This is a genomic window from Vibrio sp. Isolate33 (assembly GCF_022397895.1).
In the GTDB taxonomy this organism is placed as follows: domain Bacteria; phylum Pseudomonadota; class Gammaproteobacteria; order Enterobacterales; family Vibrionaceae; genus Vibrio; species Vibrio pomeroyi.
In genome coordinates, this window is the sequence record NZ_JAKEUP010000006.1 from 1 (window position 1) to 24,637 (window position 24,637).

The window sequence follows — 24,637 nt, forward strand, 5'->3', positions numbered from 1 at the left end:
ATAAGTCATTTCGCCTTTTTCAACTTGGGTTACGACTGACAATTTAAAGGCAAGAGAATAATCTCGTTGAGTACGTCTACTTGTTGTTTTCATGACACTCTCCAATTTCATGTTGGAAATGTGTCAACCATAGTTAGGACGGTACAACCCAATTAAAAAGAGCGACCTTAGGTCGCTCTTTTGCTTTCTGGGGTAACTCAAAATCGATTCAATCAAGCCGATTAAGCGTTGCTAGCGGATCTCGCGACACGCTTTTTCACCCAAGTTTCGTTGACCCACAATGAAAGCAAGATAACCCCACCACCAATCGACAGTCGAACCAAGTCGACGTCTCTATTCCAGATCAGAATGTTCACCACCAAGCCAGCAGGCACTAGGATGTTGTTCATTACTGCAAGCGCACCTGCATTCACCATGCATGCGCCTTTATTCCACATAAAGTAACCCAAACCTGAAGCGATTAAACCCAGGTAGATCAGGATTCCCCATTGAAGTGTGGTGGTTGGCAGTTTTTCAGGGTTGCCCAAAAGCATGAAAGCAACTGAAGCTACACATAAAGCACCTAAGTAGAAGTAGCCAAATACCGTGTGTTGAGGCAACTCAGTGGGTTCATTCTCCATCACCACCTTGTAGCCAACCTGGCCGATAGCAAAACATAGGTTCGCGCCTTGCACGACAAGGAAGCCGACTAAAAAGTTGTCGTTAATTCCTGCGAACTTAATGAACACAGCGCCCAATACAGCAATTGCAGCCGTTACTAGGTACCAAGGTGAGAATTGTCCTTTGAGAAAGTCATAAATCAGGGTGACGTAGATTGGAGTAAAGACAGTAAACAGAAGGACTTCGGGTACAGATAGTAGCAAGAAGGACTGATAGTAGAAGCAGTACATTAAGCCAAGCTGGATACCGCCAATCGCCATTAACTTTCCGATCAGTTTGCGTGACACACCGCGGAATTTAAGGAAAGGAAGGAACACGATACCCGCAAGGGCAACGCGCATTAGTACTGAAAACCAAGAATCAACCTGACCTGCAAGGTAGACGCCGATCAGGCTAAAAGAGAAGGCCCATAGGAGGGTAACACCAGCTAAATAGCTCATAGTAAAACTTCGTTAATAAGATATGAGCTGTATGTTACCTAACCTTAAATCATTAGTCTTCTGAATCTCTTAGAGGCACGACCAGCATATCAACCGGTGAGGCGTTGATCAGTTGGCGTGTTGAAGAGAGCAGTTTGCTCCAGAAATCTTGATGGTGTCCGCAAACCACTAAATCCACATTGAACTCGTTGATGGTGTCACACAACTCGTGGCTCAGGTCACCACTGCCCACTAAGGTGTGAGTGATTGGGTATTGAGCGTGTTCGGCAAAGTTTTGCAGTTGAATACGAGAGGCTTCCATCGCGTTGTGTTGGGTTTCTGCCATGTTGATATCAATCAGGCCGGTATAGAGCTCTGCGTAGTTAATGTCGATATGGATAAAAGAGACTTTGGCTTCCAATGGCTTTGCCAATGCTACCGCTTTATCCACAATTAATTTGCTGTCATCTGATAAATCGACTGCGACCAAAATATGTTTGTAACTCATATCGCTACCTCCTTTATTCATTGTCTGATTAAAGATTAGCACTATGCGATGGCTTTTTTTGCTGAAGTGATCTCATATCCACTGTCTTGCGTAGTGATGATTCAAAATTGGTTAACTAATGCTCTGCGAGATATTAATAAAATAGTGATATAGTAGAGAAAATTGAGGATGTAATTAGGAGTCTTAAATGCTGTCAAAAACTATGGTTGAGCAACTGAATGATCAAATTAACCTAGAATTTTTCTCATCCAATCTATACTTACAAATGAGTGCTTGGTGTGAAGACAAAGGATTTGAAGGTGCAGCCGAGTTTCTGCGTGTTCATGCGGTAGAAGAAATGGAGCATATGCAGCGTCTTTTTACTTACGTAAGCGAGACAGGTGCGATGCCAATTCTAGGTGCAATTGAAGCACCAAAACACGAATTCGAAAGCCTTGGCGCAGTGTTCCGTGAAACTTATGAACATGAGCAGATGATTACTGAAAAGATCAACAAACTGGCTCACGTTGCTTTCAGCACACAAGACTACTCAACCTTTAACTTCCTGCAATGGTACGTTGCAGAGCAACACGAAGAAGAGAAGTTGTTTAAAGGTGTATTGGATAAGCTAGAACTTGTTGGTGAAGACGGTAAAGCACTGTTCTTTATTGATAAAGACCTAGCGCAATTGGCAAAAGATGGTTCATCTTCAATTATGGAAGCTCCTGCCGTTTAGGTAGTACGAGAAAGACACTGATTATCTTTTTCTTTTGAGTTTTCTGATGAAGATGTAGGGAGGAAAGGATGATCAGCGGCGACACTATTCTATTTGCACTAATGGTTGTGACTTGTGTGAACTGGGCGCGTTATTTTACTGCGCTAAGAACACTGATTTATATTATGCGAGAAGCACATCCTCTGCTTTATCAACAAGTAGACGGAGGTGGGTTCTTCACAACTCATGGCAATATGACCAAACAAGTCCGCTTGTTTAGTTACATCAAAAGCAAAGAGTATCACCATCACCATGACGAGGTGTTCACTTCCAAGTGTGATCGTGTAAGACAGTTATTCATACTCTCTTCTGCTCTGCTTGGCGTGACGTTATTGTCCTCGTTCATCGTCTAGGTGATCCAGTTCGTGTGATATAGAGTGTTGGTTGTTCGTTCGTTAAGCTTGATAGCTCAATTGAAGCTGTCTGGAATTTGTACAATTGAACATCAATTGCAAAGTTGAAAATTGCCGCTAAAATAGCGAGCAATTAGTAAGGATGTGCTGTTTATGCACATCCTTTTTTATTGATGGCATTTCGAGAACAGGGTGTACTCGTGATGCAAAAGTGAAGAAAGCAGAACCACAATGAGTGAAAAATTTGATGTAATCGTGATTGGTGCGGGCGCCGCAGGCTTAATGTGTGCTGCGGAAGCTGGTAAACGTGGCCGACGAGTGCTGGTGGTTGATCATGCGAAAAAACCAGGCAGAAAAATTTTAATCTCAGGTGGTGGTCGTTGTAACTTCACTAACTATGACGTGTCAGCGAACAACTTCCTTTGTAACAACCCTCATTTCGTGAAGTCAGCTTTATCTCAATACACTAACTGGGATTTCATCTCGATGGTAAGCAAGTACGGTATTGAGTTCGAAGAGCGCGATCACGGCCAACTGTTCTGTGTGAATGACCACACCGCAAAAGACATAGTGAGCATGCTGCTTGATGAGTGCAAGCAAGCGAAAGTTGAGCAGCGCTATCGTTGTGATGTTCACTCAATTGAAAAGACCGATTCTGGCTTCAAGATGCACCTCAACACCGACGAAGTTGAGTGTGACTCGTTAGTTGTCGCGACAGGTGGTTTGTCGATGCCTAAGCTAGGCGCAACCCCATTTGGTTACAAGATTGCAGAGCAGTTCGGTTTATCAGTCATGCCGACCACAGCGGGTTTAGTGCCGTTCACGCTGCATAAAGAAGACAAAGAAGACTTCGCGGAGCTTTCTGGCATCGCGATTCCTGCGGAGATCACGGCGCAAGATGGCACCTTATTCAAAGAAGCACTGCTGTTTACGCACCGCGGCCTATCTGGCCCTTCTGTGCTGCAAATCTCTTCGTTCTGGAAAGCGGGTCAGTCGGTTTCGATTAACCTAGTACCAGAGGTTGATGTGGCCGAGTTGTTGGCGAATTCTCGCGAGAAACACCCAAACCAGAGCTTGAAGAACACCTTGGCAAAAGCACTACCAAAGCGCTTTGTAGAGGTATTGATTGATCGTAAAGAGCTGGAAGACAAACCGCTTAAGCAGTTCAACGAAAAGCAGTTGAATGACATTGTCGAGCATCTAGAGAACTGGAAAATCGCACCTAATGGTACTGAAGGCTATCGAACTGCAGAAGTGACTTTAGGCGGCGTCGATACTAACCATCTATCTTCAAAAACCATGGAATGTAAGAGCGTTTCTGGCCTCTATTTCATTGGCGAAGTGATGGACGTGACGGGCTGGTTGGGTGGCTACAACTTCCAATGGTGCTGGAGTTCTGGCTTTGCAGCAGGTCAGTGGGTGTAAGCACTTCGCTTATCCACTAGTTCAGGTTACATAAAAATGGCGAGTCACGTGACTCGCCATTTTTGTATCTTATTTAGAGTTAAAGCCGACTAAATTGAAGAATTTCGCGATCAATCGACGCTTTTAGTTCTCATTAGCAACGGTCTTGTTTTTTGAAAACTTGATCTGTTGAATCACCAAACCAGCAATGATCAGTACCAAACCAAACAGTATCGCGGGGTGGATTTCTTCGCCAATAATGGTCGAAAGTAGCATCAACGAGATAAACGGTGAGGCGAAAATTAGGTTACTGATACGGGCTGTGTTGTTGGTCAGTTTCAGTGCCGATAGCCATAACACAAAGGTAATCCCCATCTCAAATAGGCCAACATAAGTCACCGCCATCCAACCCTGCGCCGTAATTTGGCTAAAGCTTTCGCCCTCGTAAATGGTTAAACCAATCGCGAATGGCAGCGCCACTAAGAACCCAAGCAGTACGCCAACCACAGGATCAGCCTTGTTTTTGGTGTTGAGAATCCAGTAGCCTGCCCAAAGTAGAGTTGAAAGCAGAGCCAATGCGACACCGAGTGGGCTATCGAACTGCATGCCTAACACGTCGCCTTTAGTGGCGATGACCACGACACCTGCGTAGCTGAAGGTACACGCAATCCAATCTTGCTTACGAATCTTTTGTCCCAGAAAAACCGCTGCCATTAAAGTTAGGGTGATTGCCCAGCTGTAGTTAATCGCTTGAGCTTGAGAAGCGGGCAGCAGGTCGTATGCTTTGAATAGAATCAGGTAGTAAGCCAGTGGGTTAACTAAACCGAGCAGCAGGTAATACCAAGGGTTTGAAAGAAACGTAGTACTTAGCTGAGAAAGTTTACCTTGAAAGGCGCAAACGACGATCAGCGCAATCGACGACACAATACTGGCAATAGTCAGCATTTGAATCGGTGAAAACTCAGCAAGGGTCAGCTTAAAAGCGGTAGCGACCGTTGACCACAGTAGCACTGCGGAAAGACCAAAGCCCAAGGCACGACGTTCGTTCATAGCAACTCATTCTAATTTGATGGGACAGAATACGGAGCGCTTAGTCTATCTGTCGAATTTTAATACGGCAAACTGGACATTTATCCAGTATCAAAATACCATTTAATGAGTTATTTCCAATTAGGCTAAATCATTATCATGCAATGGATTATCGAACATCAGGCAACGCTTATTGCTGCAATTTCTGGCGCGCTCGTCAGTGGTGGTGTCGTGGGTTGGTGGGTTAAACAGAAGCTCTCTTTTCAGCAGCGATTGCTCGAGCAGCAGCTAGAGTCCGATCGTTTGTTGCATGAATCTCAGCAGTCGCAGCTCAAATCATCACTCGCAGAGGCGCAGCAAGAGCTTGATGAGTTGGACGACGACCGAGACAAAGCGGCATTCGAACTTAAGCAAGCGCACGGCAAGGTGATGGCTGCGATGGAAAAGCTTCGCTACTTTGAAGCGGTGAAGCAAGAACGTCAGCAGTATGCCGATGAGATCAATGTGCTGAAAGACCATAAATCTGAATTGGAAGCCGAACTTCGCGAGCAAGAAGCAAGGCACGATCAGGAAAACCTCGCCAACAGTGAAAAGTTGCAACTGTTAGAACAAGCGGAATCACGCTTAAAGCAACAGTTCGAGCATCTTGCCAATCAGCTGTTTGAAACCAAAACCGCTAAGGTCGATCAACAGAATAAGCAAAGCTTAGAAGGCTTGTTATCGCCGTTGAGAGAGCAATTAGAAGGCTTCAAGAAGCAGGTTAATGACAGCTTTAGCCAAGAAGCCAAAGAGCGCCACACCTTAGTGCATGAACTGAAAAATCTACAACGCCTCAATGAAAGTATGACGCGTGAAGCGGTTAACCTGACTCAGGCGCTTAAAGGTGATAATAAGCAGCAAGGTAACTGGGGTGAGGTGGTATTGGCTCGTGTGCTTGCTGAATCAGGCCTGCGAGAAGGTCATGAATACCAAACGCAAGTGAACCTACAAAACGATGCTGGCAAGCGTTATCAACCCGATGTAATTGTCCACCTGCCACAAGATAAGCAAGTAGTGGTGGATTCGAAAATGGCGTTGGTCGCGTTTGAACGTTATTTCAATGCTGAAACCGATCAGCAGCGTGATGCTGCACTGCGTGATCACTTGGTGTCGTTAAGAGCGCACATCAAAGGGCTAAGCCAGAAGGATTATCATCAGCTTAAAGGTATCCAAAGCTTGGATTACGTGTTGATGTTTATTCCCGTCGAGCCTGCATTCCAAGTCGCGATTCAAGCCGACCCTAGCTTGGTGAAAGATGCGATGGAGCAAAACATTATCTTGGTCAGCCCAACCACTCTGCTGGTGGCATTGCGTACCATTGATAACCTGTGGCGTAACGAAAGGCAGAATCAGAACGCACAAGTTATCGCGGAACGTGCAAGCAAGCTTTACGACAAGTTACGCTTGTTTGTTGATGACATGGAAGGCCTTGGTAGCTCACTAGATAGAGCTAACCAAAGCTATCAAGGTGCGATGAATAAGCTAGTCACAGGCCGTGGCAACGTGATTCGTCAGGCCGAAAGCTTCAAGCAACTTGGGGTTGAGGTGAAGAAACCTATCTCGATTGGTTTGGCCGAAATGGCGCAAAATGAGGCTTTTTCAGAAAATGCCTCCTTAGTAGAAAGACAACCCGCTGAGGATAAAGTAAACTAATCGGCCGCAGCGCCTCTAAACACGGAGCGTGCTGTCGATGAGAACTTACCATGGTAGATAACAGCATTATGGACACAAGCGTGCAGACAAATTCAGCAGTAGAGTCAGAAACCACACACTTTGGTTTCGAAACAGTCGCGAAAGACGAAAAAGTCGCGAAAGTAGCAGAGGTATTTCACTCTGTAGCCGCTAAATACGACATCATGAATGACTTAATGTCGGGTGGTGTTCACCGCTTGTGGAAGCGATTCACGATTGATTGCAGTGGCGTTCGCCCTGGTCAGCGTATCCTAGATCTTGGTGGTGGTACTGGCGACCTTACTGCGAAATTCTCGCGTATTGTTGGTGAAAAAGGCCACGTGGTTCTTGCTGATATCAACAACTCAATGCTGAATGTTGGCCGTGATAAGCTGCGTGATAGCGGCATTGTTGGCAACGTACACTACGTACAAGCGAACGCTGAAGAGCTACCTTTCCCAGATAACTACTTCGATTGTATTACCATCAGCTTCTGTCTGCGTAACGTAACCGATAAAGACCAAGCGCTGCGTTCTATGTACCGCGTGCTTAAGCCGGGTGGTCGTCTGTTGGTTCTTGAGTTTTCTAAGCCAGTGCTTGAGCCACTATCAAAGGTTTACGACGCATACTCTTTCCACCTATTGCCAAAAATGGGTGAGCTAATTGCTAACGACGCAGACAGTTACCGTTATCTTGCAGAATCTATCCGCATGCACCCAAATCAAGAGACTTTGGAAGGCATGATGCAAGAAGCGGGTTTTGAAAATACAAAATACTTCAACCTAACGGGCGGCATTGTTGCGCTGCACCGCGGTTACAAGTTCTAGTCGAACTTGGTAGCAGGCTCGCTGAGCGTGCTAAACAATAAGAATAAAGATAGAACGGATAGGTTAAGGCTTATCCGTTTTCAAAGGTAAGGACAGTCATGCCATTTGATCCATTGGTAACCGCGGTTATTGAAACCTCTTTAAATACTTTCGTGAACGATGATCCAGCTTTGGTTCGTCGTTTGTCTCGTTTAAAGGGGCAGATCATTCAAGTCAATTTGAAAGAGTTGAATAAAACACTCACTTTCGTTTTCAGCCAACAGATTGATGTGTTGTCAGAATACGAAGGGCAGCCTGACTGCTACCTATCTTTGAACCTATCGGTGTTACCTGAACTGCGTGAGCAATCGAACATCACCAAGCTGATCAAGCAAGATAAGCTGATCTTAGAAGGTGATATTCAACTGGCTCAAAAATTCGCTCAACTGATGACAGACTGCAAGCCGGATTTGGAAGAGTGGTTGTCGCGTGTGACAGGTGATGTGGTTGCGCATACCTTGGTGCAAGGCGTTAAGAATGTTGGCGGCCTTGTGGCTAAGCAAGCGACTAAGCATCAAAACCACCTCGCTCAGGTATTAACTGAAGAGTGGAAGATTGCTCCAGCGCCATTAGAAGTGGCACATTTTTGCGATCAGGTTGATGACGTAAAAAGCTCAGCAGCACGCCTTGAAGCTAAGTTGAACGCTTTGTTGGAGAAAGCATGACCCCAACAGAACTGAAACGTCTTTATCATATTATCAAGGTACAGTTGGAATATGGCCTTGATGAATTGATGCCTGAGCACCAATTGACCAAAGCCCCTTTATTGGCGCGAAAGTCACTGTTTTGGCTTAAAAACAAGCATCAAGATAAAGAGTTGGGTCATCGCTTACGCCTCGCGCTGCAAGAACTTGGCCCTGTGTGGATCAAGTTCGGACAGATGATGTCGACACGTCGCGATCTGTTCCCTCCTCATATCGCGGATCAGCTGGCACTGTTGCAAGACCAAGTTGCGCCATTTGATGGTGAACTGGCTAAACAAGATATGGAAAAGGCGCTCGGTGGCAGTTTAGATAACTGGTTTACCGACTTTGATATTGAGCCTTTGGCTTCGGCTTCTATTGCTCAGGTGCATACTGCGAAACTCAAAGAGAGCGGCCGTGAGATTGTTCTCAAGGTAATTCGCCCTGATATTCGCCCGGTGATTGATGCAGATCTAAAACTGATGCACCGAATGGCGCGTATAGTCGCTAAGTCGCTTCCTGAAGCACGTCGTTTGAAACCTGTTGAGGTGGTTCACGAGTACGAGAAAACCTTACTGGATGAACTAGACCTGCGCCGTGAGGCGGCCAATGCGATTCAACTTCGACGTAATTTTGAAGGCAGTGAAGAGCTGTATGTTCCAGAGGTTATCCCTGATTTAAGCAGTGAAACCTTGATGGTGTCAGAGCGAATCTATGGTATTCAGGTTTCGGATATTGAGACGCTAAACGCCAACGGCACTAACATGAAATTGCTCGCCGAACGTGGTGTGACGGTATTCTTCACCCAAGTGTTCCGTGATAGCTTTTTCCATGCAGACATGCACCCGGGCAACGTATTCGTTAACCCAGAAAATCCAGATAACCCGCAGTGGATAGGTTTGGATTGCGGCATTGTCGGCACACTCAACAGCGAAGATAAGCGTTATTTAGCAGAGAACCTGCTGGCTTTCTTCAACCGAGATTACCGTAAAGTCGCTGAGCTGCACGTTGATTCGGGATGGGTGCCACACGACACCAACGTCAACGACTTTGAGTTCGCGATTCGCATGGTGTGTGAACCAATTTTTGCAAAACCACTTGGCGAGATCTCATTTGGCCATGTGTTGCTAAACTTATTTAATACAGCAAGACGTTTCAACATGGAGGTTCAGCCTCAGTTGGTGCTTCTACAGAAGACCTTGTTGTATGTGGAAGGCCTAGGTCGCCAGTTGTATCCGCAACTTGATTTGTGGGCAACGGCTAAGCCTTTCCTTGAAACTTGGATGATGAATCAGGTGGGGCCGCAAGCTGTGATCAACGCAGTGAAAGAGCGCGCGCCATTCTGGGCAGAAAAACTGCCAGAGCTGCCGGAGCTACTTTATGACAGCTTACGCCAAGGTAAAGCGATGAACCACAGAATGGATCAGCTCTATCAAGGCTATAGAGATAGTAAGCGCCAACAAGCAACTGGAAAGTTTTTGTTTGGTGTTGGAGCAACTTTAGTCGTATGCTCCGCAATATTAGTTTCAAGCCCTTATGAGCAGCTATCTATGGGCTGTGGCATCGCAGGTGTCACATTTTGGTTGCTTAGTTGGCGAGCTTACCGTCGTTAGACAGTAGACTCTCTTAATATTTTTTTATGTGTAGACAGACCCGAGGACAATGACAATGGGTGGTATCAGTATTTGGCAACTTCTAATCATTGCTGTAATTGTAATTTTGCTATTCGGAACAAAGAAACTGCGCGGCATGGGTGGTGACTTAGGTTCAGCGGTTAAAGGCTTCAAAAAAGCGATGAGCGATGAAGACAAGCCTGCAGATAAGAAAGATGCAGACTTCGAACCAAAGAATATTGAACAGCAGAAGACAGAAGCGACTGCTGAAACAAAGAAAGACAAAGAGCAGGCGTAAATCGTGTTTGATATCGGTTTTTGGGAACTGGTATTAATATCTGTCGTTGGGTTAGTGGTTTTAGGACCTGAGCGTTTGCCTGTTGCGATTCGTAGCGTATCCAAGTTTGTTGGTGCGGCGAAAAGTATGGCAAACAGTGTGAAAGATGAACTTTCTCACGAGCTTAAGGTGCAAGAGCTACAAGAAAACCTACGTAAGGCGGAACAAATGGGTATGGAAGATTTATCTCCAGACCTTAAGGCGTCAGTCGATGAACTTAAGCAGGCCGCTGCTGAGGTTCAACGTCCGTATGCTAAGCCTGAGTCTGATAAGCCAAGTGAGACTAAACCTAGTGTCACGGAAACTGCTGAGCCTGAAACCATTCAGACTAGCAGCGAAGCTTCAGCACCGTCAGATAAGAAAGCCGAATAGTCTCGCAAGGAGGAGTCGTTTGATACTTGAGTCGCTAGATGTTTAAGTCGATAGCTATTCAAGTAGATATCTATTCAAGTGGATACCAATTCAACTGGATAGATAGGTGCGCGGCTCCTTTTCGATCTTCCTGTTTAAGAGGTTTGACATGTCTTCGACTGAGCAGACACAGCCTTTAATTAGCCACCTTCTGGAACTACGTAATCGCCTATTGCGCGCGATTGTCGCGGTTCTGGTTGTGTTTATCGGGCTAATTTATTTTGCTAATGATATTTATGAATTCGTATCAGCACCTTTAGTAGATCGTCTACCTGAAGGGGCGACGATGATCGCAACGGATGTTGCATCGCCATTTTTCACACCACTGAAATTAACCTTAATCGCGTCTATTTTTGTCGCGGTGCCGTTTATTTTGTATCAGGTGTGGGCGTTTGTTGCTCCGGGTTTATACAAGCATGAGAAGCGCTTGATCATGCCGCTTTTGGCATCGAGTTCTTTGTTGTTTTACTGTGGTGTAGCGTTTGCTTACTTCGTGGTATTCCCGCTGGTATTTAGCTTCTTCACGGCTATCTCTTTGGGGCAGGTAGAGTTCGCAACAGACATATCGAGCTATCTCGATTTTGTACTCGCGCTGTTCTTTGCGTTCGGTATTGCTTTTGAAGTGCCTGTCGCGATTATCTTGTTGTGTTGGACTGGAGCAACAACGCCGAAGGCTTTATCTGAAAAGCGTCCTTACATTGTCGTGGGTGCTTTCATCATCGGTATGATGCTGACACCACCAGATATGATCTCACAAACACTATTGGCGATTCCAATGTGTATTCTGTTTGAGATTGGTCTGTTCTTTGCGCGCTTCTATGTGCGTAAGCCAGATGCTGACGAAGAAGAAGCCGAGTCTTGATTCGCAAGATTCTTTGAGAACATGTTCGAGCGCGTTCTCAAGCAAAAATCACATAATAAAAAAGCGGCCTAGGGCCGCTTTTTTATTATGTCCGTTTATCGAATCTTTAACTGATAGCCACAGTTCTGACATATATAGAGCTCTTTAATGCCCAAAATTTTATGCCATAGGGTTCGATGCTGACGTTGTAAATGTTGTGAATGGTCACACATAATCAACTACCTCCATATGCAGGTGGTTGATAGTATACACATCACTTTGCTTTAACAAATAAATCGGCTATAAATTCATAAAATTATCTTATTAATAGATTTATCATAAATTAAACAATGACTTAGCATTTGTTGTGGTTATGTTTTCGACTTCTTCTAGGGTAATTCCGCGCAGTTCGGCGATGCGTTTTGCGACCAATTCTGTGTAGGATGGCTCATTGCGTTTGCCGCGATTTGGTGTCGGTGCCAAGTAGGGGCAATCTGTTTCTAGGATGACGTAATTCATATCCAGATGTGGGATCACCTTATCCATCCCTGAATTCTTAAAGGTCGAAACACCACCTAATCCGAGGTGGAATCCTAGAGCGTTGATCGCTTGAGCTTCTTCTAAGCTGCTGCCAAAACAGTGGAATACGCCACGTAAGCTGCCATCTTGCTCTTGTTTCAGTAGCTCAAGTGTCTCTTCAATGGAGTCGCGCGTGTGGATCACCACGGGTAGATCGAGCTCTTTTGCCCACTGTAACTGAGTCACGAAAGCCATCTCTTGTTGGGCCTTAAAGGTTTTATCCCAGTACAGGTCGATACCAATCTCACCCACGGCGATGAAGTTATGCTTGTCGAACCAAGCACGAATGGTCTTTAGTGTTTCTTCAATATTTCCATTCACATAACAAGGGTGTAAGCCCATCATTGAACGGCACACATCAGGAAACTGAGCTTCCGTCGCTAGCATTGGCTCGATAGATTCTAAGTCGATGTTCGGCAATAGAATGGTATCAATCCCTTGAGCCAGTGCGCGCTCTACAACTTGCTCGCGGTCTTCATCAAATTCACTCGCATAAATATGAGCATGGGTATCGATCATTGTTTTGTCCTGAAAGCGGTCTTTACTGAGTTGTCATGAGTATACGGCAGTGTGAGGAGAAGGTCATTTTTTGCCATTTCTCCCTGTTTTTGAGTGGGTTTTATATTTTACTGCTAGCGTCCTGAGCCATCAGTGATATGCTTTTGCCTGTATTTAGCACTTTTCATATCTAAGTATTTCGGTGCTTAGACTAGGCAAGGAGAATCTAGTGTCTGTTTCAATTCAAGGTCAATTCCCAGGTCGCCGTATGCGCCGTATGCGTAAGCACGACTTTAGCCGTCGCCTAATGGCAGAAAATCAATTGTCTGTGGATGATCTAATCTACCCAATGTTTATCCTGATGGGTAAAGACCGCCGCGAGCCTGTAGAGTCTATGCCGGGTGTTGAACGCCTGTCGATCGACCTTATGCTTGAGGAAGCGGACTACCTGTCTAAGCTGGGTGTTCCTGCGATTGCTCTATTTCCAGTCGTGAACCAAGATGCTAAAAGCTTATGCGCAGCTGAGGCCCATAACTCTGAAGGTTTGGTTCAGCGTGCAGTACGCTCATTAAAAGAACATGTCCCAAACATTGGTGTTATCACTGATGTAGCACTAGACCCGTTCACCACACACGGCCAAGACGGCATCATCGATGAAGATGGCTACGTGATGAATGATGAGACCACTGAGGTTCTGATCAAGCAGGCGCTGTCTCATGCTGAGGCGGGCGCTGACGTGGTTGCGCCATCGGATATGATGGACGGTCGTATTGGTAAAATCCGTGAAGCGCTAGAAGAAGCGGGTCATATTCACACCCAAATCATGGCTTACTCGGCGAAATATGCCTCTTGCTACTACGGCCCATTCCGCGATGCCGTTGGCAGTGCTTCGAACCTGAAAGGTGGTAACAAGAAGAACTACCAGATGGATCCTGCAAACAGCGATGAAGCAATTCACGAAGTGGCGATGGATCTTAATGAAGGTGCAGATATGGTGATGGTGAAGCCAGGTATGCCTTACCTAGACATCGTGCGCCGTGTGAAGCATGAACTGCAAGCGCCGACATTTGCTTACCAAGTGTCTGGTGAATACGCGATGCACAAAGCAGCAATTCAAAACGGTTGGCTGAAAGAGCGCGACACCGTTATGGAATCACTGCTGTGCTTTAAGCGTGCTGGTGCCGATGGCATTCTGACTTACTTCGCTAAAGATGTGGCTGAGTGGCTTGCAGAAGACAACGCACAAGCAGCAGAGCACCTAAAAGAAAAGTAACGATCTAGCGTTGCTTAACTGATCACTAAAAGGGTTGGCCATTGTGCCAGCCCTTTCGTTTATGAGGATGAAATAAGATGTCAGTCATCGTACGTGAAGGCTCACTGGAAGAAGTGGTTTCGATTGTGGATCAGATCTCTGAGTTTGCTAAAAAAGAGAGTGTGACTTCTCTTTCTGAGCGATTATCAGGAAAGAAGAACCTGATCTTAGTGGCAGAAGAGGCAGGAGTGCTGCTTGGCTTTAAGATCGGTTATGAATTGGATCAGCAGACTTTTTACAGTTGGTTTGGTGGTGTGTCACCACTCGCAAGAAACAAAGGGGTCGCACAGTCTCAATTAGATGTTCAGGAGCTGTGGGCGCAACAACAAGGTTATAAGCAGCTGAAAGTGAAATCTCGTAACCAGTTCCCCGCGATGTTACGCCTGCTATTGAGAAACGGTTATCAAATCGAAAAACTGGAAGAAAAAGAAGATATTAATGAAAATAGAATCCATTTTTTGAAGCAATTATCAGTACTGTGAATTGTTTTTAGCCGCGAGATAAAACATGAAAATGAAATTAAATGAGATTTATTATCATTTACTGGTTGACTATTAAATGAGAATCATTATTATTAAACCTGTCTTAGGGAATGAGGAAATGTTCACAAGGATGTTAAGTACTCAAGTATCAACTTGGTTACCCAACAGAATTCTCGCGAACTTGTACTAAGTTCTTTTTGACACGACATTGCTCACATTGCTTCCAGTGTAATTTATAGCTTTTAGGTAAAGCTGTGGTATTCAATTTGAATGGCTTTACCGGTTTTTGCTAGGCGACATCTTCGGGTGTCGCTTTTTTTATATCTCTATTTCAACAAGATGCATATTTAGTGGCACGTATTTTTATGAATAAAACGCCATCAGCATTCTTTTCCACAATGCAAGATCGAAAAAAGATCGTTGATCATATGTTCGATCTGTAATTTTATCCTTTATTTTCAGTTGTTTATTTTTGTTTTTTACTTGGTTTACCTTAGTTCTCAACAGGGTGGATAAATAATATAAACAGAGTTATCCACAGAACGCTTGTGTCTAAGAACAAAAAAATAACAACAAATTGATTATAACGAACACAACCGAGTGAACGGATACGGATCGACAACGTGGAATCCAACCAACAGACGTGGCATTCTTAACAGATAATTTCTGTACTTACTGGATACACAAATATTATGGCTCGTATTCCTGATAATCCATTGATTCTGATCGATGGCTCTTCTTACCTATATCGCGCGTTCCATGCTTACCCTGGCACAATGAGCAATGGTGATATCCCAACTAACGCCGTTTATGGTGTAGTTAACATGCTGCGTAGCATGATGCGTCAATTTGCTTCTGATCGTATTGCGGTTATTTTTGATGCGAAAGGAAAGACGTTCCGTGATGACATGTACCCAGAGTACAAAGCAAACCGTCCACCAATGCCTGACGATCTTCGTTGCCAGATCGAACCTTTGCACAATGTGATTCGTGCGATGGGCTTGCCACTTATCTCAATTCCTGGCGTTGAAGCGGATGACGTGATAGGTACGCTTGCTTCTCAAGCTTCTGAGATGGGTATGCCTGTGCTTATCAGTACTGGTGATAAAGATATGGCGCAGCTGGTTGATGACAACGTTACCCTGATCAACACAATGACTAACGTGGTGATGGATCGTGAAGGCGTTATTGAGAAGTTTGGTATTCCACCAGAGCTTATCATCGACTACCTTGCGCTGATGGGCGATAAAGTCGATAACATCCCAGGTGTTCCGGGTGTTGGTGATAAGACTGCGACAGCGTTACTGCAAGGCATTGGTAGCATCGAAAAGCTGTACCAAAATCTTGATGATATTGCGGCGCTTGGTTTCCGTGGTTCAAAGACCATGGCTAAGAAGCTGATTGATAATAAAGACAACGCTGAGATGTCTTACGAGCTGGCAACGATCAAACTCGACGTCGAGCTAGAAGAGACACCTGAATCGCTTGTAAAAGCACAACCAAACACGGATGAGCTGATTAAGCTATACGGTCAATTGGTCTTCAAATCTTGGTTGAACGAGCTACTTGAAGGCGGCAGCGGTGTGGTTGAGGCGGATGAGAAGTCGGGTGCAGTGCGCAGCAGCGCGGCATCAACTACATCTACTGTAGAAATGAATACCTCTGCAGTGACGATTGATCGCAGCAACTACGAAACCATCCTAGATGAAGCCTCTTTTAATGCGTGGCTAGAGAAACTGAAAGCGTCAGAGGTATTTGCCTTTGATACTGAAACAGACAGCTTGGACTACATGGTGGCTAACCTTGTTGGTCTATCATTCGCAACCGAAGAAGGCGTTGCCGCTTACGTACCAGTTGCCCATGACTACCTAGATGCACCTCAACAACTCGATCGTGATTGGGTACTTGAACAGCTTAAGCCGATTCTTGAAGATGACGCACAAGCTAAAGTCGGTCAAAACCTGAAATACGACATGAGCGTTTTAGCGCGCTACGGTATCGAGATGAAAGGCATCAAGCACGACACCATGCTAGCGTCTTACGTCTTCAATAGTGTTGGCGGCAAGCATGATATGGATAACCTAGCGCTGCGCTTCCTACAGCACAGCTGCATCTCATTCGAGCAGATCGCAGGTAAAGGTAAGAAGCAGCTTACTTTCAACCAGATTGAGCTGGGTGAAGCGTCTCCATACGCTGCAGAAGATGCGGACGTAACACTACGTCTTCATAACCGTTTAATGGAAAACATCGAGCAAGATGAAAAGCTAAAAGCGATTTATGAAGAGATAGAAGTACCACTGATTCCAGTGATGTCTCGTATTGAACGCACTGGCGTATTCATCGACGACATGTTGCTAGGCGCTCAATCGCAAGAGATTGCGGTTCGTCTTGATGAACTAGAACAGAAAGCTTACGAGATTGCAGAGCAAGAGTTCAACATGAACTCACCAAAACAGCTGCAAGCGATTCTTTTTGAAAAGATGGGCTTGCCTGTTATTAAGAAAACGCCATCAGGTGCCCCTTCAACCAATGAAGAAGTACTACAAGAGCTGGCGCTTGATTACCCGCTACCTAAACTGATCATTGAGTATCGTGGCCTTGCGAAGCTGAAATCAACTTACACCGATAAGCTGCCGAAGATGATCAACGCTGAAACCGGTCGTGTTCATACGTCTTACCACCAAGCGGTAACGGCGACGGGTCGTCTGTCTTCTACTGATCCAAACCTACAGAATATCCCAATTCGTAATGATGAAGGTCGTCGTATCCGCCAAGCATTCGTTGCACAGCATGGTTGGAAGATTCTAGCGGTCGATTACTCTCAAATTGAATTGCGTATCATGGCGCACCTATCGGGTGACAAAGCGCTTCTGGAAGCATTCCAACAAGGCAAAGATATCCACGCAGCAACGGCGGCTGAGATCATCGGCGTTAATATTGAGGATGTAACGACAGAACAACGTCGTCGTGCCAAGGCTGTTAACTTCGGTCTTATCTACGGTATGAGTGCCTTTGGTTTAGCTAAGCAGCTAGGCATTCCTCGTGGCGAAGCACAGCATTACATGGATACTTACTTCGAGCGCTACCCTGGTGTAATGCAGTACATGGAAGACACACGCAGTGCCGCTTCAGAGCAGGGCTTCGTTGAAACCATTTACGGTCGTCGTTTGCACCTTCCTGAAATTCAATCTCGTAATGGCATGCGTCGTAAAGCAGCTGAGCGTGCGGCGATCAACGCGCCAATGCAAGGTACAGCGGCAGACATCATCAAGAAAGCGATGCTATTGGTTGATGAATGGATCCAAGCGGAAGGCGATGGTCGAGTTAAGTTATTGATGCAAGTACACGATGAATTGGTATTTGAAGTAGAAGAGTCATCTTTAGCCGAAATTGAAAGTAAAGTACAAGAATTGATGGAATCAGCTGCAGAGCTAGAAGTCCCCCTTGTGGCGGAAGCTGGCCACGGTGACAACTGGGATCAAGCCCACTAATCAGTTTTTGACCTTATTACGCAAATTAGTATGAGCCAGTGCACAAACACTGGCTTTTTTTTGTCTCGAATAAAGTTGAATCGTGAAAAGGTTTTAGGTGTTTTAATAAAACATTCATGAAAAAAAACTACAAAAGTTGTTTTCATTTCTGAGCAATTGTTGTACATTAAATCTCGTAGGGTACAGAGGTAAGATGTTCTATCTTTCAGACCTTTTGTTTCACGTTATTGGATTAGGCTGATTCAGCCGCCCCAGTCAGCATTTGACTGGGGCGTTTTTTCTTGTGCGAAAGAAAAATATTTCCAACCTACCATTCCCCTGTAAATCCGCTTCTTTTTAGTGCCTTGTATTACTCTTTTTCTCACACTCTAGCTAATCCACAATTTGTCCTAAATCTGGAATTTGATCAGCAATTGGTAATTTAAATCCACACTTAAATTGATTGTTTTGTCATTTGAAATAACTTTTATTTTACAAGTTGCCGATAAAGGATTGATGGCTCACGCCTTATTTATCAGAGCATTGAGTAGGTGAATGCTCAATGTAGTCCATGATTTCTTGCTGCTTCTCGGTGCTGTATTTCAGTGCTTCGGCAGTGATTTGGATAGATTGCGCCATAGAGGAGATATTGTTGGTCGCTTTAACCAAGGTTTGTTGTATGGGCTTGAGGATTAGCAGGTAAATAGCGGTCAGAGCGATAATTATCACACCGACAACGGCAACCAGCGCGATGATGACTTTGGTTTGGATATCATCGAGCAACGTTTGGCTTGTCTGTTTAAAGGCGACGCGTGATTGATCTAAGGCTTGTGGCAGTTGATTGAGCGAGGTCTTGGTTGTGTCTGCAAGCTTGTTGATGCTTTCAACCGTTTGATTAAGCGCCAGTTGTTGTTCGTCGCTGAGGTTAGGATTATTGACGATGGCTTGCAAAGATTGTGATATCACTTCGAGTGACTCAGTTGCTTCCTGAGCGTACTTTTCCATACCGTCGAGGTCTAAGGTCATATCGACGTTGATCAGCGGTGCTTCCGTGGGTTCTGCTTCAGAGGCGTGGCCTATAACAGGTATCAGCATCATTGCCATTACGGCCAAGAGTGTTTTCCACATGAGTATTCCTTTCTCTATATTCTGTTTATCAAAGTCTGTTTTTTAGTATGGTCCACTTCTGTTGCTTATAACGGGTTTATCTTGTTTTTTATCCTTAGTTTTTGAGTTTAACCCGCTAATTTATAGGTAAAAAAATACCCCACCTATATAAGGCAGGGTATTGATAAGGTGCGATCACTTGATAGTCGTGATCGAGTCCCTCTATATAGAGACTACTCTGAATCGTTGTGTTCTTCGTCTGCTAGCTCATCGATAAGCTGGTCTGCAAGCGCTGGCGCGAACCACTCATCCATCTTGGCACGCAGTTGGTCAACACCGATGCCTTTCATAGAAGAGAAGACATCAACTGCTACATCACCACCGAAAGATTTTGCATCGTTACGGATTTTCAGTAGCTGTGCTTTACGCGCACCGCTTTTCAGTTTGTCTGCTTTTGTTAACAAAACCTGTACTGGGATGCGGCTATCGATAGCCCAGTAGATCATTTGTTGGTCAAGGTCTTTCATTGGGTGACGGATATCCATCAATACCACTAGACCTTTTAGGCTTTCACGTCGTTGTAGGTATTCACCTAGTGACTTCTGCCATTTTTTCTTCATCTCAAGTGGTACTTGAGCGAAGCCATATCCAGGTAAATCGACGATATGACAACCGTCTGTCACCTTAAATAGGTTAATTAGCTGAGTTCGACCTGGTGTCTTACTGGTTTTCGCCAAGCTTTTTTGGTTTGTAACGCGGTTTAGTGCGCTAGATTTACCAGCATTGGAGCGTCCTGCAAACGCAATTTCGATCCCTTCGTCTTCTGGTAAATGACGAATATCAGGTGCACTGGTAATGAAATGCGTGTTTTGATAATGAATTTTTACGCTCACTGTTAACTCCATCTCGACTTTGTGTAGTCGATTGATTACTTTTTTGTGAATTTGTGTAAAATAACCGTGCTCGGCATAAGGTCGCCTATTGTACCATGAGTGGCAACATAGAGTGGTACTGGAAGCTTGATAATTATAATGGAATGTCATGAAGAAATTAGCGCTAATTTTGAGTCTTTTAGCCAGCTGCTCAGTATGGGCTCAAGGTAGTATTGAAGCTGGTAAAGCCAAATCACAAACATGTGTTGCCTGCCACGGTGCTGACGGCAACAGTCTGATCACTCAGTACCCTAAGCTGGCTGGTCAACATGAGAAGTACCTAGAGAAGCAGTTAAAAGAGCTTAAGCTAGGTATGACAAGTGGTGGTAAGCAAGGTCGTTACGAACCTGTAATGGGTGCAATGGCGATGCCTTTATCTGAAGAAGATATGGCTGACCTAGCGGCATACTACGCATCTCTACCTATCTCTAGTAACTCTACTCCTGAAAATGTAGTAGATGAAGGTAAGGTTCTTTACACGGCGGGTAACGCAGAACGCGGCCTAACGGCGTGTATTGCTTGTCACGGCCCACGTGGTAACGGTACCGAACTTTCTGGTTTCCCTAAGATTTCTGGTCAACACGCAGATTACATCAAGGCTCAACTTGAAAAATTCCGCGATGGTAACCGTAATAACGACATGAATGCGATGATGCGTGATGTAGCTAAAAAGTTAACAGACGCAGAAATTGATACCTTATCGAAGTACGTTGGTGGTCTACACTAATTTGTCGGTTTCTTGCTCTTAGCCAGAGTGAGGAAATGTACGTTCGAGCGAGATTGAAGAGACGCCCCGATCAATTATGGTCGGGGCGTTTTCTTTTTGGTTAGTTTCTTTTGATTGCCACCAGTTATGAATCAATCGCTTATGTCTGATTTATCTATGTGTGATCAATTTGTGTTCGAAAGTGTGAACTCGCACTATTGTAGTCTTTTTGTAACACGGTAAAGTAACCGCCATCAGCTAGGAGCTGACTTAGATATGGATGATCATCTAGTCTAACGGTATAGACAGAAATGGATCAGGCTAGGACAGCCCAGCAACAAGGTGTTAGAAAAGGATAGCCAAAACTCATCAGGACGATGAACAACAAACAAATTTGGCATGGAAAGCACCAATAACAAATGGAGATTTGTGTACCAAGTTGAGTATGCAAATTTTGGCCGATATAGGCAGATTTAGAGAGCGATAGGTTTTCCTATCGCTTTTTTTATTGATTTGATGAAAAAACACCCAATACCTCTCCACTATAAACGCAGTTTCTGGTATGTTTCGCATCCCTGTTTAAGGATGTGCTATGTATACTTGTCCCTTATGCCATCACCAAGGCGTGAATCACTATTTTGAAGACAAACGCAGAGCCTATCTGCAGTGTCAGCAATGTGAACTGGTATTTGTTAAACCTGAACAAAGGTTAGAAGCAAAAGAAGAAAAAGCACACTATGATCTCCATGAGAACGATCCTAGTGATGCAGGCTATCGCCGCTTTTTATCTCGCATCGCAGATCCACTAACAGACAAAATTTCATCTAACTCACAAGGGTTGGATTTTGGTTGTGGCCCAGGCCCTACGCTATCTATCATGTTAGAAGAAGCCGGACACACCATGGAGTTGTACGATATCTATTACCACCCAGAGACTTCTGTGTTGGAAAAAACGTACGACTTTATGACTGCCACCGAGGTGATTGAACATATTTATCACCCAGACAAAGTGTGGCAGCAATGGTTGAATTTAGTTAAACCCAGAGGCTGGATTGGTCTTATGACTAAGCTAGTAATAGACGTAGATGCGTTTGCTGGTTGGCACTATAAGAATGACCCGACTCATGTTGTCTTCTTTAGTCGTCAAACATTCCAGTTTTTGGCAGAGCGGGATAAGCTCGAACTAGAATTTTTTGGAAATGATGTAATTTTACTGAGGAAAGTGCAGTAATGGCTCGTAGTAAAAAATCAAGAAAGCCGGGAGCTCTTGGCGCTCCGGAACCTATGGTTACTCGTAACCGTAGCGAATCTGATGTTGAAGGTCGTGAACGTAAGCGTGTTAAAAAGCGTAAAGGCCTAAAATCTGGCAGCCGTCACTCAGATGGTAGCGAAGCAAAACAGCGTAAAGCTGCACAAGCTCGCGACCCTCGTTTAGGCAGCAAGAAAAAAATCCCGCTGATTATTGAACCAGCGAAGAAGCCAACGAAACAAGAGCGTAAGCTGTCTAACGAACAAGAGTTAGAGATGCTTGAGAACGATGCTCAACTGAACACGCTGTTAGATCGCCTCGAAAATGGTGAAAACCTAGGTGCAGGTCTACAGAAGTTCGTTGACGAGAAGCTTGATCGCATCGAACACCTAATGGGCCGCTTAGGTCTGTTAGAGCCAGAAGAAGATGAAGAAGAGATCTTCGAAGAAGCACCAGTTGCCTCTAAGAAGAAAGCAAGCTCTGACGAAGACTTGCTATCTCAATTCGAAGACTTCGACTTAGACAGCTTTAAAGGTTAATAGCCAATGAACGTAACCTTATTAGCAATTGCTGGTGGAATTATCATTCTCGGCTTGGGCTCTTACGCAGGTTACCTTCTACTTCAAGTGAAGAAGCAGACGGAGTTGCAAAAGCAGCATCAAGCACTAGCCATTGAAAAACGTAACGCGACGATTTACGACAACGTAAATACTTTGTGTTTAGCGGGCATTCAAGGGCAGTGTGATTTACCTGAGATCAGTATCCGAGTGTGTATCATTATGGATAACGTTCAGGGTGATGAGCGTGTCGATTTAGATTCTGAATATCCTGCTCTTTCTGAGCTGTACCACATCGTTAAAGATATGGCGCGCGGAGAGGAAAGACAGGAACTGACGAAGAAAGAACGCATGCAGCAGAATCTCACACGCCACAAGGCAGAGACTCGCTTGAACGATGCGGTTATCGAAGATTTGAAAAGGTTGCAGGAGAAGGTTAAACCTCTCAACAACCAAATCAATATTCAGATGATCTAGTCGCTAAGACTATTAATATAGAGGCTCGTTTAATACACGGTGTATTTAAGATTCATTATCTTTAATCCCGAGTGCTGAATGAGCCTTCTTACCTCTTGCACCCCTGTATTTCGGTGCATTGTTAGTGATCAAGCTAGCAGTTCTGAGTTTTTATCTGAAAAAAAGATTTTGTCTTGAAACGACCTTACAAGTCGTGTGGCAAAATAACCCGTCTATATTTTAATGTATGTAAAATGATTTGAGAGACCTTAGGTTCTCGCGGATCTAAATTGGAAGTACCGCTATGTCGAGCAAGCCAGTAACAACGAATCAGCAAATCGTTTGGGATCAAGAGATCTTAAACAAGTACAACTATTCGGGACCTCGTTACACCTCATACCCAACTGCGTTGGAGTTTCATGAAGCGTTTACCGTCGCTGATTACGACATGGCGTGTACGCAATACCCAGAGCGTCCACTCTCTCTTTACGTGCATATCCCGTTCTGCCACAAGCTTTGTTACTACTGTGGTTGTAATAAGGTTATTACTCGTCACTCGCACAAAGCGGATGAGTATCTAGATGTGATTGAGCATGAAATCCGCCAGCGTGCGTCTCTGCTTAATGGTCGCGAAGTGACTCAACTGCATTTCGGTGGCGGCACACCAACCTTCTTGAGCAAGACTCAAATCACTCGTTTGATGATGATTCTGCGTGATGAGTTTAACTTCACGGCGGATGCTGAAATCAGTATCGAAGTCGACCCTCGTGAGATTGAGCTCGATGTGCTCGATCACCTACGTAACGAAGGCTTTAACCGCCTGAGTATCGGTGTTCAAGACTTCAATAAAGAAGTGCAGAAGCTAGTTAACCGTGAGCAAGATGAAGAGTTCATCATTGCGATGGTTCAACGTGCTAAAGAGCTAGGCTTCCGTTCGACTAACCTAGATTTGATCTACGGCCTGCCAAAGCAGACTCAAGCGCTATTCGCTGAAACACTGAAGCAAGTGCTTGAGATGAAGCCGGGTCGTCTATCGGTATTTAACTACGCGCACATGCCACAACTGTTTGCGGCGCAGCGTAAGATTAAAGATGAAGACCTGCCGGAAGCAAAAGAGAAAATGGCCATCCTGCAAGATACTATCGAGACTCTAACGGGTGCGGGTTACCAGTTCATCGGTATGGACCACTTTGCTCTACCTGAAGACGAGCTAGCGGTTGCACAGCGTGAAGGCATTCTGCATCGTAACTTCCAAGGCTACACGACCCAAGGTGAAGCTGACCTAATTGGTTTCGGTGTTTCTGCTATCTCTATGGTGGGTGATGCCTACGCACAAAACCAAAAAGAGCTGAAGAAATACTACGCTCAGGTCAACGACCTGCGCCACGCACTTTGGAAAGGTGTGGCACTCGATAGCGATGACCTTCTACGTCGTGAAGTGATCAAGCAGCTTATTTGTAACTTTAAGCTTGATAAGACCATGATCGAGTCTGAGTTCTCGGTTAACTTTAATCGTTACTTCAAGGAAGACTTAGAGCTTCTACAAACCTTCATTAATGATGAGTTGGTTGAAGTCGACGACAAAGAGATTCGCGTGACTCTGCGTGGCCGTTTGTTGATTCGTAACATCTGTATGTGTTTCGACAAATACCTACGTGCTAAGGCTCGCCAGCAGCAATTCTCTCGCGTGATCTAATCGCG

At 44.8% G+C, this 24,637-nt stretch carries 24 protein-coding genes; 18 read left to right on the plus strand and 6 right to left on the minus strand.

Annotation, left to right across the window (positions count from 1 at the left end; genetic code table 11):
• Positions 1 to 221 precede the first annotated feature (221 nt).
• Positions 222 to 1,100, minus strand: coding sequence for a carboxylate/amino acid/amine transporter (locus L1D37_RS11130; protein ID WP_176680673.1), 879 nt, complete (start codon positions 1,098 to 1,100; stop codon positions 222 to 224).
• 52 nt (positions 1,101 to 1,152) lie between these two features.
• Positions 1,153 to 1,587: a universal stress protein UspA gene (uspA, locus tag L1D37_RS11135; protein ID WP_017631982.1), complete on the minus strand. Its 435-nt coding sequence runs from the start codon at positions 1,585 to 1,587 to the stop codon at positions 1,153 to 1,155.
• 187 nt (positions 1,588 to 1,774) lie between these two features.
• On the opposite strand from uspA, the gene ftnA reads away from it, so the two are divergent.
• The 3 genes from ftnA (at position 1,775) to L1D37_RS11150 (ending at position 4,119) form a co-directional block, all read left to right on the plus strand.
• A complete protein-coding gene (ftnA, locus tag L1D37_RS11140) occupies positions 1,775 to 2,302 on the plus strand; it encodes a non-heme ferritin (protein WP_017066029.1) in 528 nt (175 codons plus the stop codon).
• A gap of 68 nt (positions 2,303 to 2,370) precedes the next feature.
• Entirely contained in the window at positions 2,371 to 2,694 is a 324-nt protein-coding gene (gene uspB / locus L1D37_RS11145) for a universal stress protein UspB (RefSeq protein ID WP_009848060.1), read from the plus strand.
• A 231-nt stretch (positions 2,695 to 2,925) separates the two neighbouring features.
• Positions 2,926 to 4,119 carry an NAD(P)/FAD-dependent oxidoreductase gene (locus L1D37_RS11150; protein ID WP_239847927.1) on the plus strand — a complete coding sequence of 398 codons (1,194 nt, stop codon included), beginning with the start codon at positions 2,926 to 2,928 and terminating at the stop codon, positions 4,117 to 4,119.
• Between the two features lie 123 nt (positions 4,120 to 4,242).
• Here the strand turns inward: L1D37_RS11150 and L1D37_RS11155 are convergent, their stop codons facing one another.
• A complete protein-coding gene (locus tag L1D37_RS11155; protein WP_239847928.1) occupies positions 4,243 to 5,148 on the minus strand; it encodes a DMT family transporter in 906 nt (301 codons plus the stop codon).
• Positions 5,149 to 5,286: 138 nt separating this feature from the next.
• On the opposite strand from L1D37_RS11155, the gene rmuC reads away from it, so the two are divergent.
• From rmuC to tatC, 7 genes are all read left to right on the plus strand, one after another.
• The gene (gene rmuC / locus L1D37_RS11160; RefSeq protein ID WP_017631980.1) at positions 5,287 to 6,819 is read left to right on the plus strand and encodes a DNA recombination protein RmuC; all 1,533 of its coding nucleotides are present in this window, start codon (positions 5,287 to 5,289) and stop codon (positions 6,817 to 6,819) included.
• Between the two features lie 65 nt (positions 6,820 to 6,884).
• Positions 6,885 to 7,664 carry a bifunctional demethylmenaquinone methyltransferase/2-methoxy-6-polyprenyl-1,4-benzoquinol methylase UbiE gene (gene ubiE / locus L1D37_RS11165; protein WP_026012235.1) on the plus strand — a complete coding sequence of 260 codons (780 nt, stop codon included), beginning with the start codon at positions 6,885 to 6,887 and terminating at the stop codon, positions 7,662 to 7,664.
• Positions 7,665 to 7,762: 98 nt separating this feature from the next.
• Positions 7,763 to 8,368: an SCP2 domain-containing protein gene (locus tag L1D37_RS11170; RefSeq protein WP_017631979.1), complete on the plus strand. Its 606-nt coding sequence runs from the start codon at positions 7,763 to 7,765 to the stop codon at positions 8,366 to 8,368.
• The gene (gene ubiB, locus L1D37_RS11175; protein ID WP_017631978.1) at positions 8,365 to 9,999 is read left to right on the plus strand and encodes a ubiquinone biosynthesis regulatory protein kinase UbiB; all 1,635 of its coding nucleotides are present in this window, start codon (positions 8,365 to 8,367) and stop codon (positions 9,997 to 9,999) included. Before L1D37_RS11170 ends, ubiB begins: the two co-directional genes overlap by 4 nt.
• A 55-nt stretch (positions 10,000 to 10,054) precedes the next feature.
• Positions 10,055 to 10,297, plus strand: a complete 243-nt coding sequence (gene tatA / locus L1D37_RS11180) for a Sec-independent protein translocase subunit TatA (RefSeq protein WP_017631977.1) — start codon at positions 10,055 to 10,057, stop codon at positions 10,295 to 10,297.
• A gap of 3 nt (positions 10,298 to 10,300) precedes the next feature.
• Positions 10,301 to 10,708, plus strand: a complete 408-nt coding sequence (gene tatB, locus L1D37_RS11185) for a Sec-independent protein translocase protein TatB (RefSeq protein ID WP_239847929.1) — start codon at positions 10,301 to 10,303, stop codon at positions 10,706 to 10,708.
• A 148-nt stretch (positions 10,709 to 10,856) separates the two neighbouring features.
• Entirely contained in the window at positions 10,857 to 11,609 is a 753-nt protein-coding gene (gene tatC / locus L1D37_RS11190) for a twin-arginine translocase subunit TatC (RefSeq protein WP_017631975.1), read from the plus strand.
• 315 nt (positions 11,610 to 11,924) lie between these two features.
• Here the strand turns inward: tatC and L1D37_RS11195 are convergent, their stop codons facing one another.
• Entirely contained in the window at positions 11,925 to 12,686 is a 762-nt protein-coding gene (locus tag L1D37_RS11195) for a TatD family hydrolase (protein WP_239847930.1), read from the minus strand.
• A 208-nt stretch (positions 12,687 to 12,894) separates the two neighbouring features.
• Between L1D37_RS11195 and hemB the strand changes: the two genes are divergently transcribed.
• From hemB to polA, 3 genes are all read left to right on the plus strand, one after another.
• Complete coding sequence (gene hemB / locus L1D37_RS11200; protein ID WP_239847931.1) at positions 12,895 to 13,938, plus strand: porphobilinogen synthase; 1,044 nt, start codon at positions 12,895 to 12,897, stop codon at positions 13,936 to 13,938.
• Between the two features lie 77 nt (positions 13,939 to 14,015).
• A complete protein-coding gene (locus tag L1D37_RS11205; RefSeq protein ID WP_239847932.1) occupies positions 14,016 to 14,459 on the plus strand; it encodes a GNAT family N-acetyltransferase in 444 nt (147 codons plus the stop codon).
• 692 nt (positions 14,460 to 15,151) lie between these two features.
• Positions 15,152 to 17,950 (plus strand): DNA polymerase I, encoded by a 2,799-nt coding sequence (gene polA, locus L1D37_RS11210; protein ID WP_239847933.1) that lies wholly within the window; start codon positions 15,152 to 15,154, stop codon positions 17,948 to 17,950.
• Positions 17,951 to 18,457: 507 nt separating this feature from the next.
• On the opposite strand, the gene L1D37_RS11215 is transcribed toward polA, so the two are convergent.
• Positions 18,458 to 19,057, minus strand: coding sequence for a GTP-binding protein (locus L1D37_RS11215; RefSeq protein ID WP_239847934.1), 600 nt, complete (start codon positions 19,055 to 19,057; stop codon positions 18,458 to 18,460).
• Between the two features lie 212 nt (positions 19,058 to 19,269).
• The gene (gene yihA / locus L1D37_RS11220; RefSeq protein ID WP_017631972.1) at positions 19,270 to 19,929 is read right to left on the minus strand and encodes a ribosome biogenesis GTP-binding protein YihA/YsxC; all 660 of its coding nucleotides are present in this window, start codon (positions 19,927 to 19,929) and stop codon (positions 19,270 to 19,272) included.
• A gap of 148 nt (positions 19,930 to 20,077) precedes the next feature.
• Here yihA and L1D37_RS11225 point away from each other — a divergent pair, with 148 nt between their 5' ends.
• The 5 genes from L1D37_RS11225 to hemN all read left to right on the plus strand — a co-directional run bounded on the left by L1D37_RS11225 (position 20,078) and on the right by hemN (position 24,632).
• The gene (locus L1D37_RS11225) at positions 20,078 to 20,695 is read left to right on the plus strand and encodes a c-type cytochrome (protein WP_017631971.1); all 618 of its coding nucleotides are present in this window, start codon (positions 20,078 to 20,080) and stop codon (positions 20,693 to 20,695) included.
• Between the two features lie 571 nt (positions 20,696 to 21,266).
• Positions 21,267 to 21,905, plus strand: a complete 639-nt coding sequence (locus L1D37_RS11230) for a class I SAM-dependent methyltransferase (protein ID WP_239847935.1) — start codon at positions 21,267 to 21,269, stop codon at positions 21,903 to 21,905.
• Positions 21,905 to 22,462, plus strand: coding sequence for a Der GTPase-activating protein YihI (gene yihI, locus L1D37_RS11235; RefSeq protein WP_176680687.1), 558 nt, complete (start codon positions 21,905 to 21,907; stop codon positions 22,460 to 22,462). The genes L1D37_RS11230 and yihI overlap by 1 nt, the downstream gene beginning before the upstream one ends.
• A gap of 6 nt (positions 22,463 to 22,468) precedes the next feature.
• Positions 22,469 to 22,957, plus strand: a complete 489-nt coding sequence (locus tag L1D37_RS11240; protein WP_017631968.1) for a DUF2489 domain-containing protein — start codon at positions 22,469 to 22,471, stop codon at positions 22,955 to 22,957.
• Positions 22,958 to 23,240: 283 nt separating this feature from the next.
• Positions 23,241 to 24,632, plus strand: a complete 1,392-nt coding sequence (gene hemN, locus L1D37_RS11245; RefSeq protein WP_176680688.1) for an oxygen-independent coproporphyrinogen III oxidase — start codon at positions 23,241 to 23,243, stop codon at positions 24,630 to 24,632.
• Positions 24,633 to 24,637 lie beyond the last annotated feature (5 nt).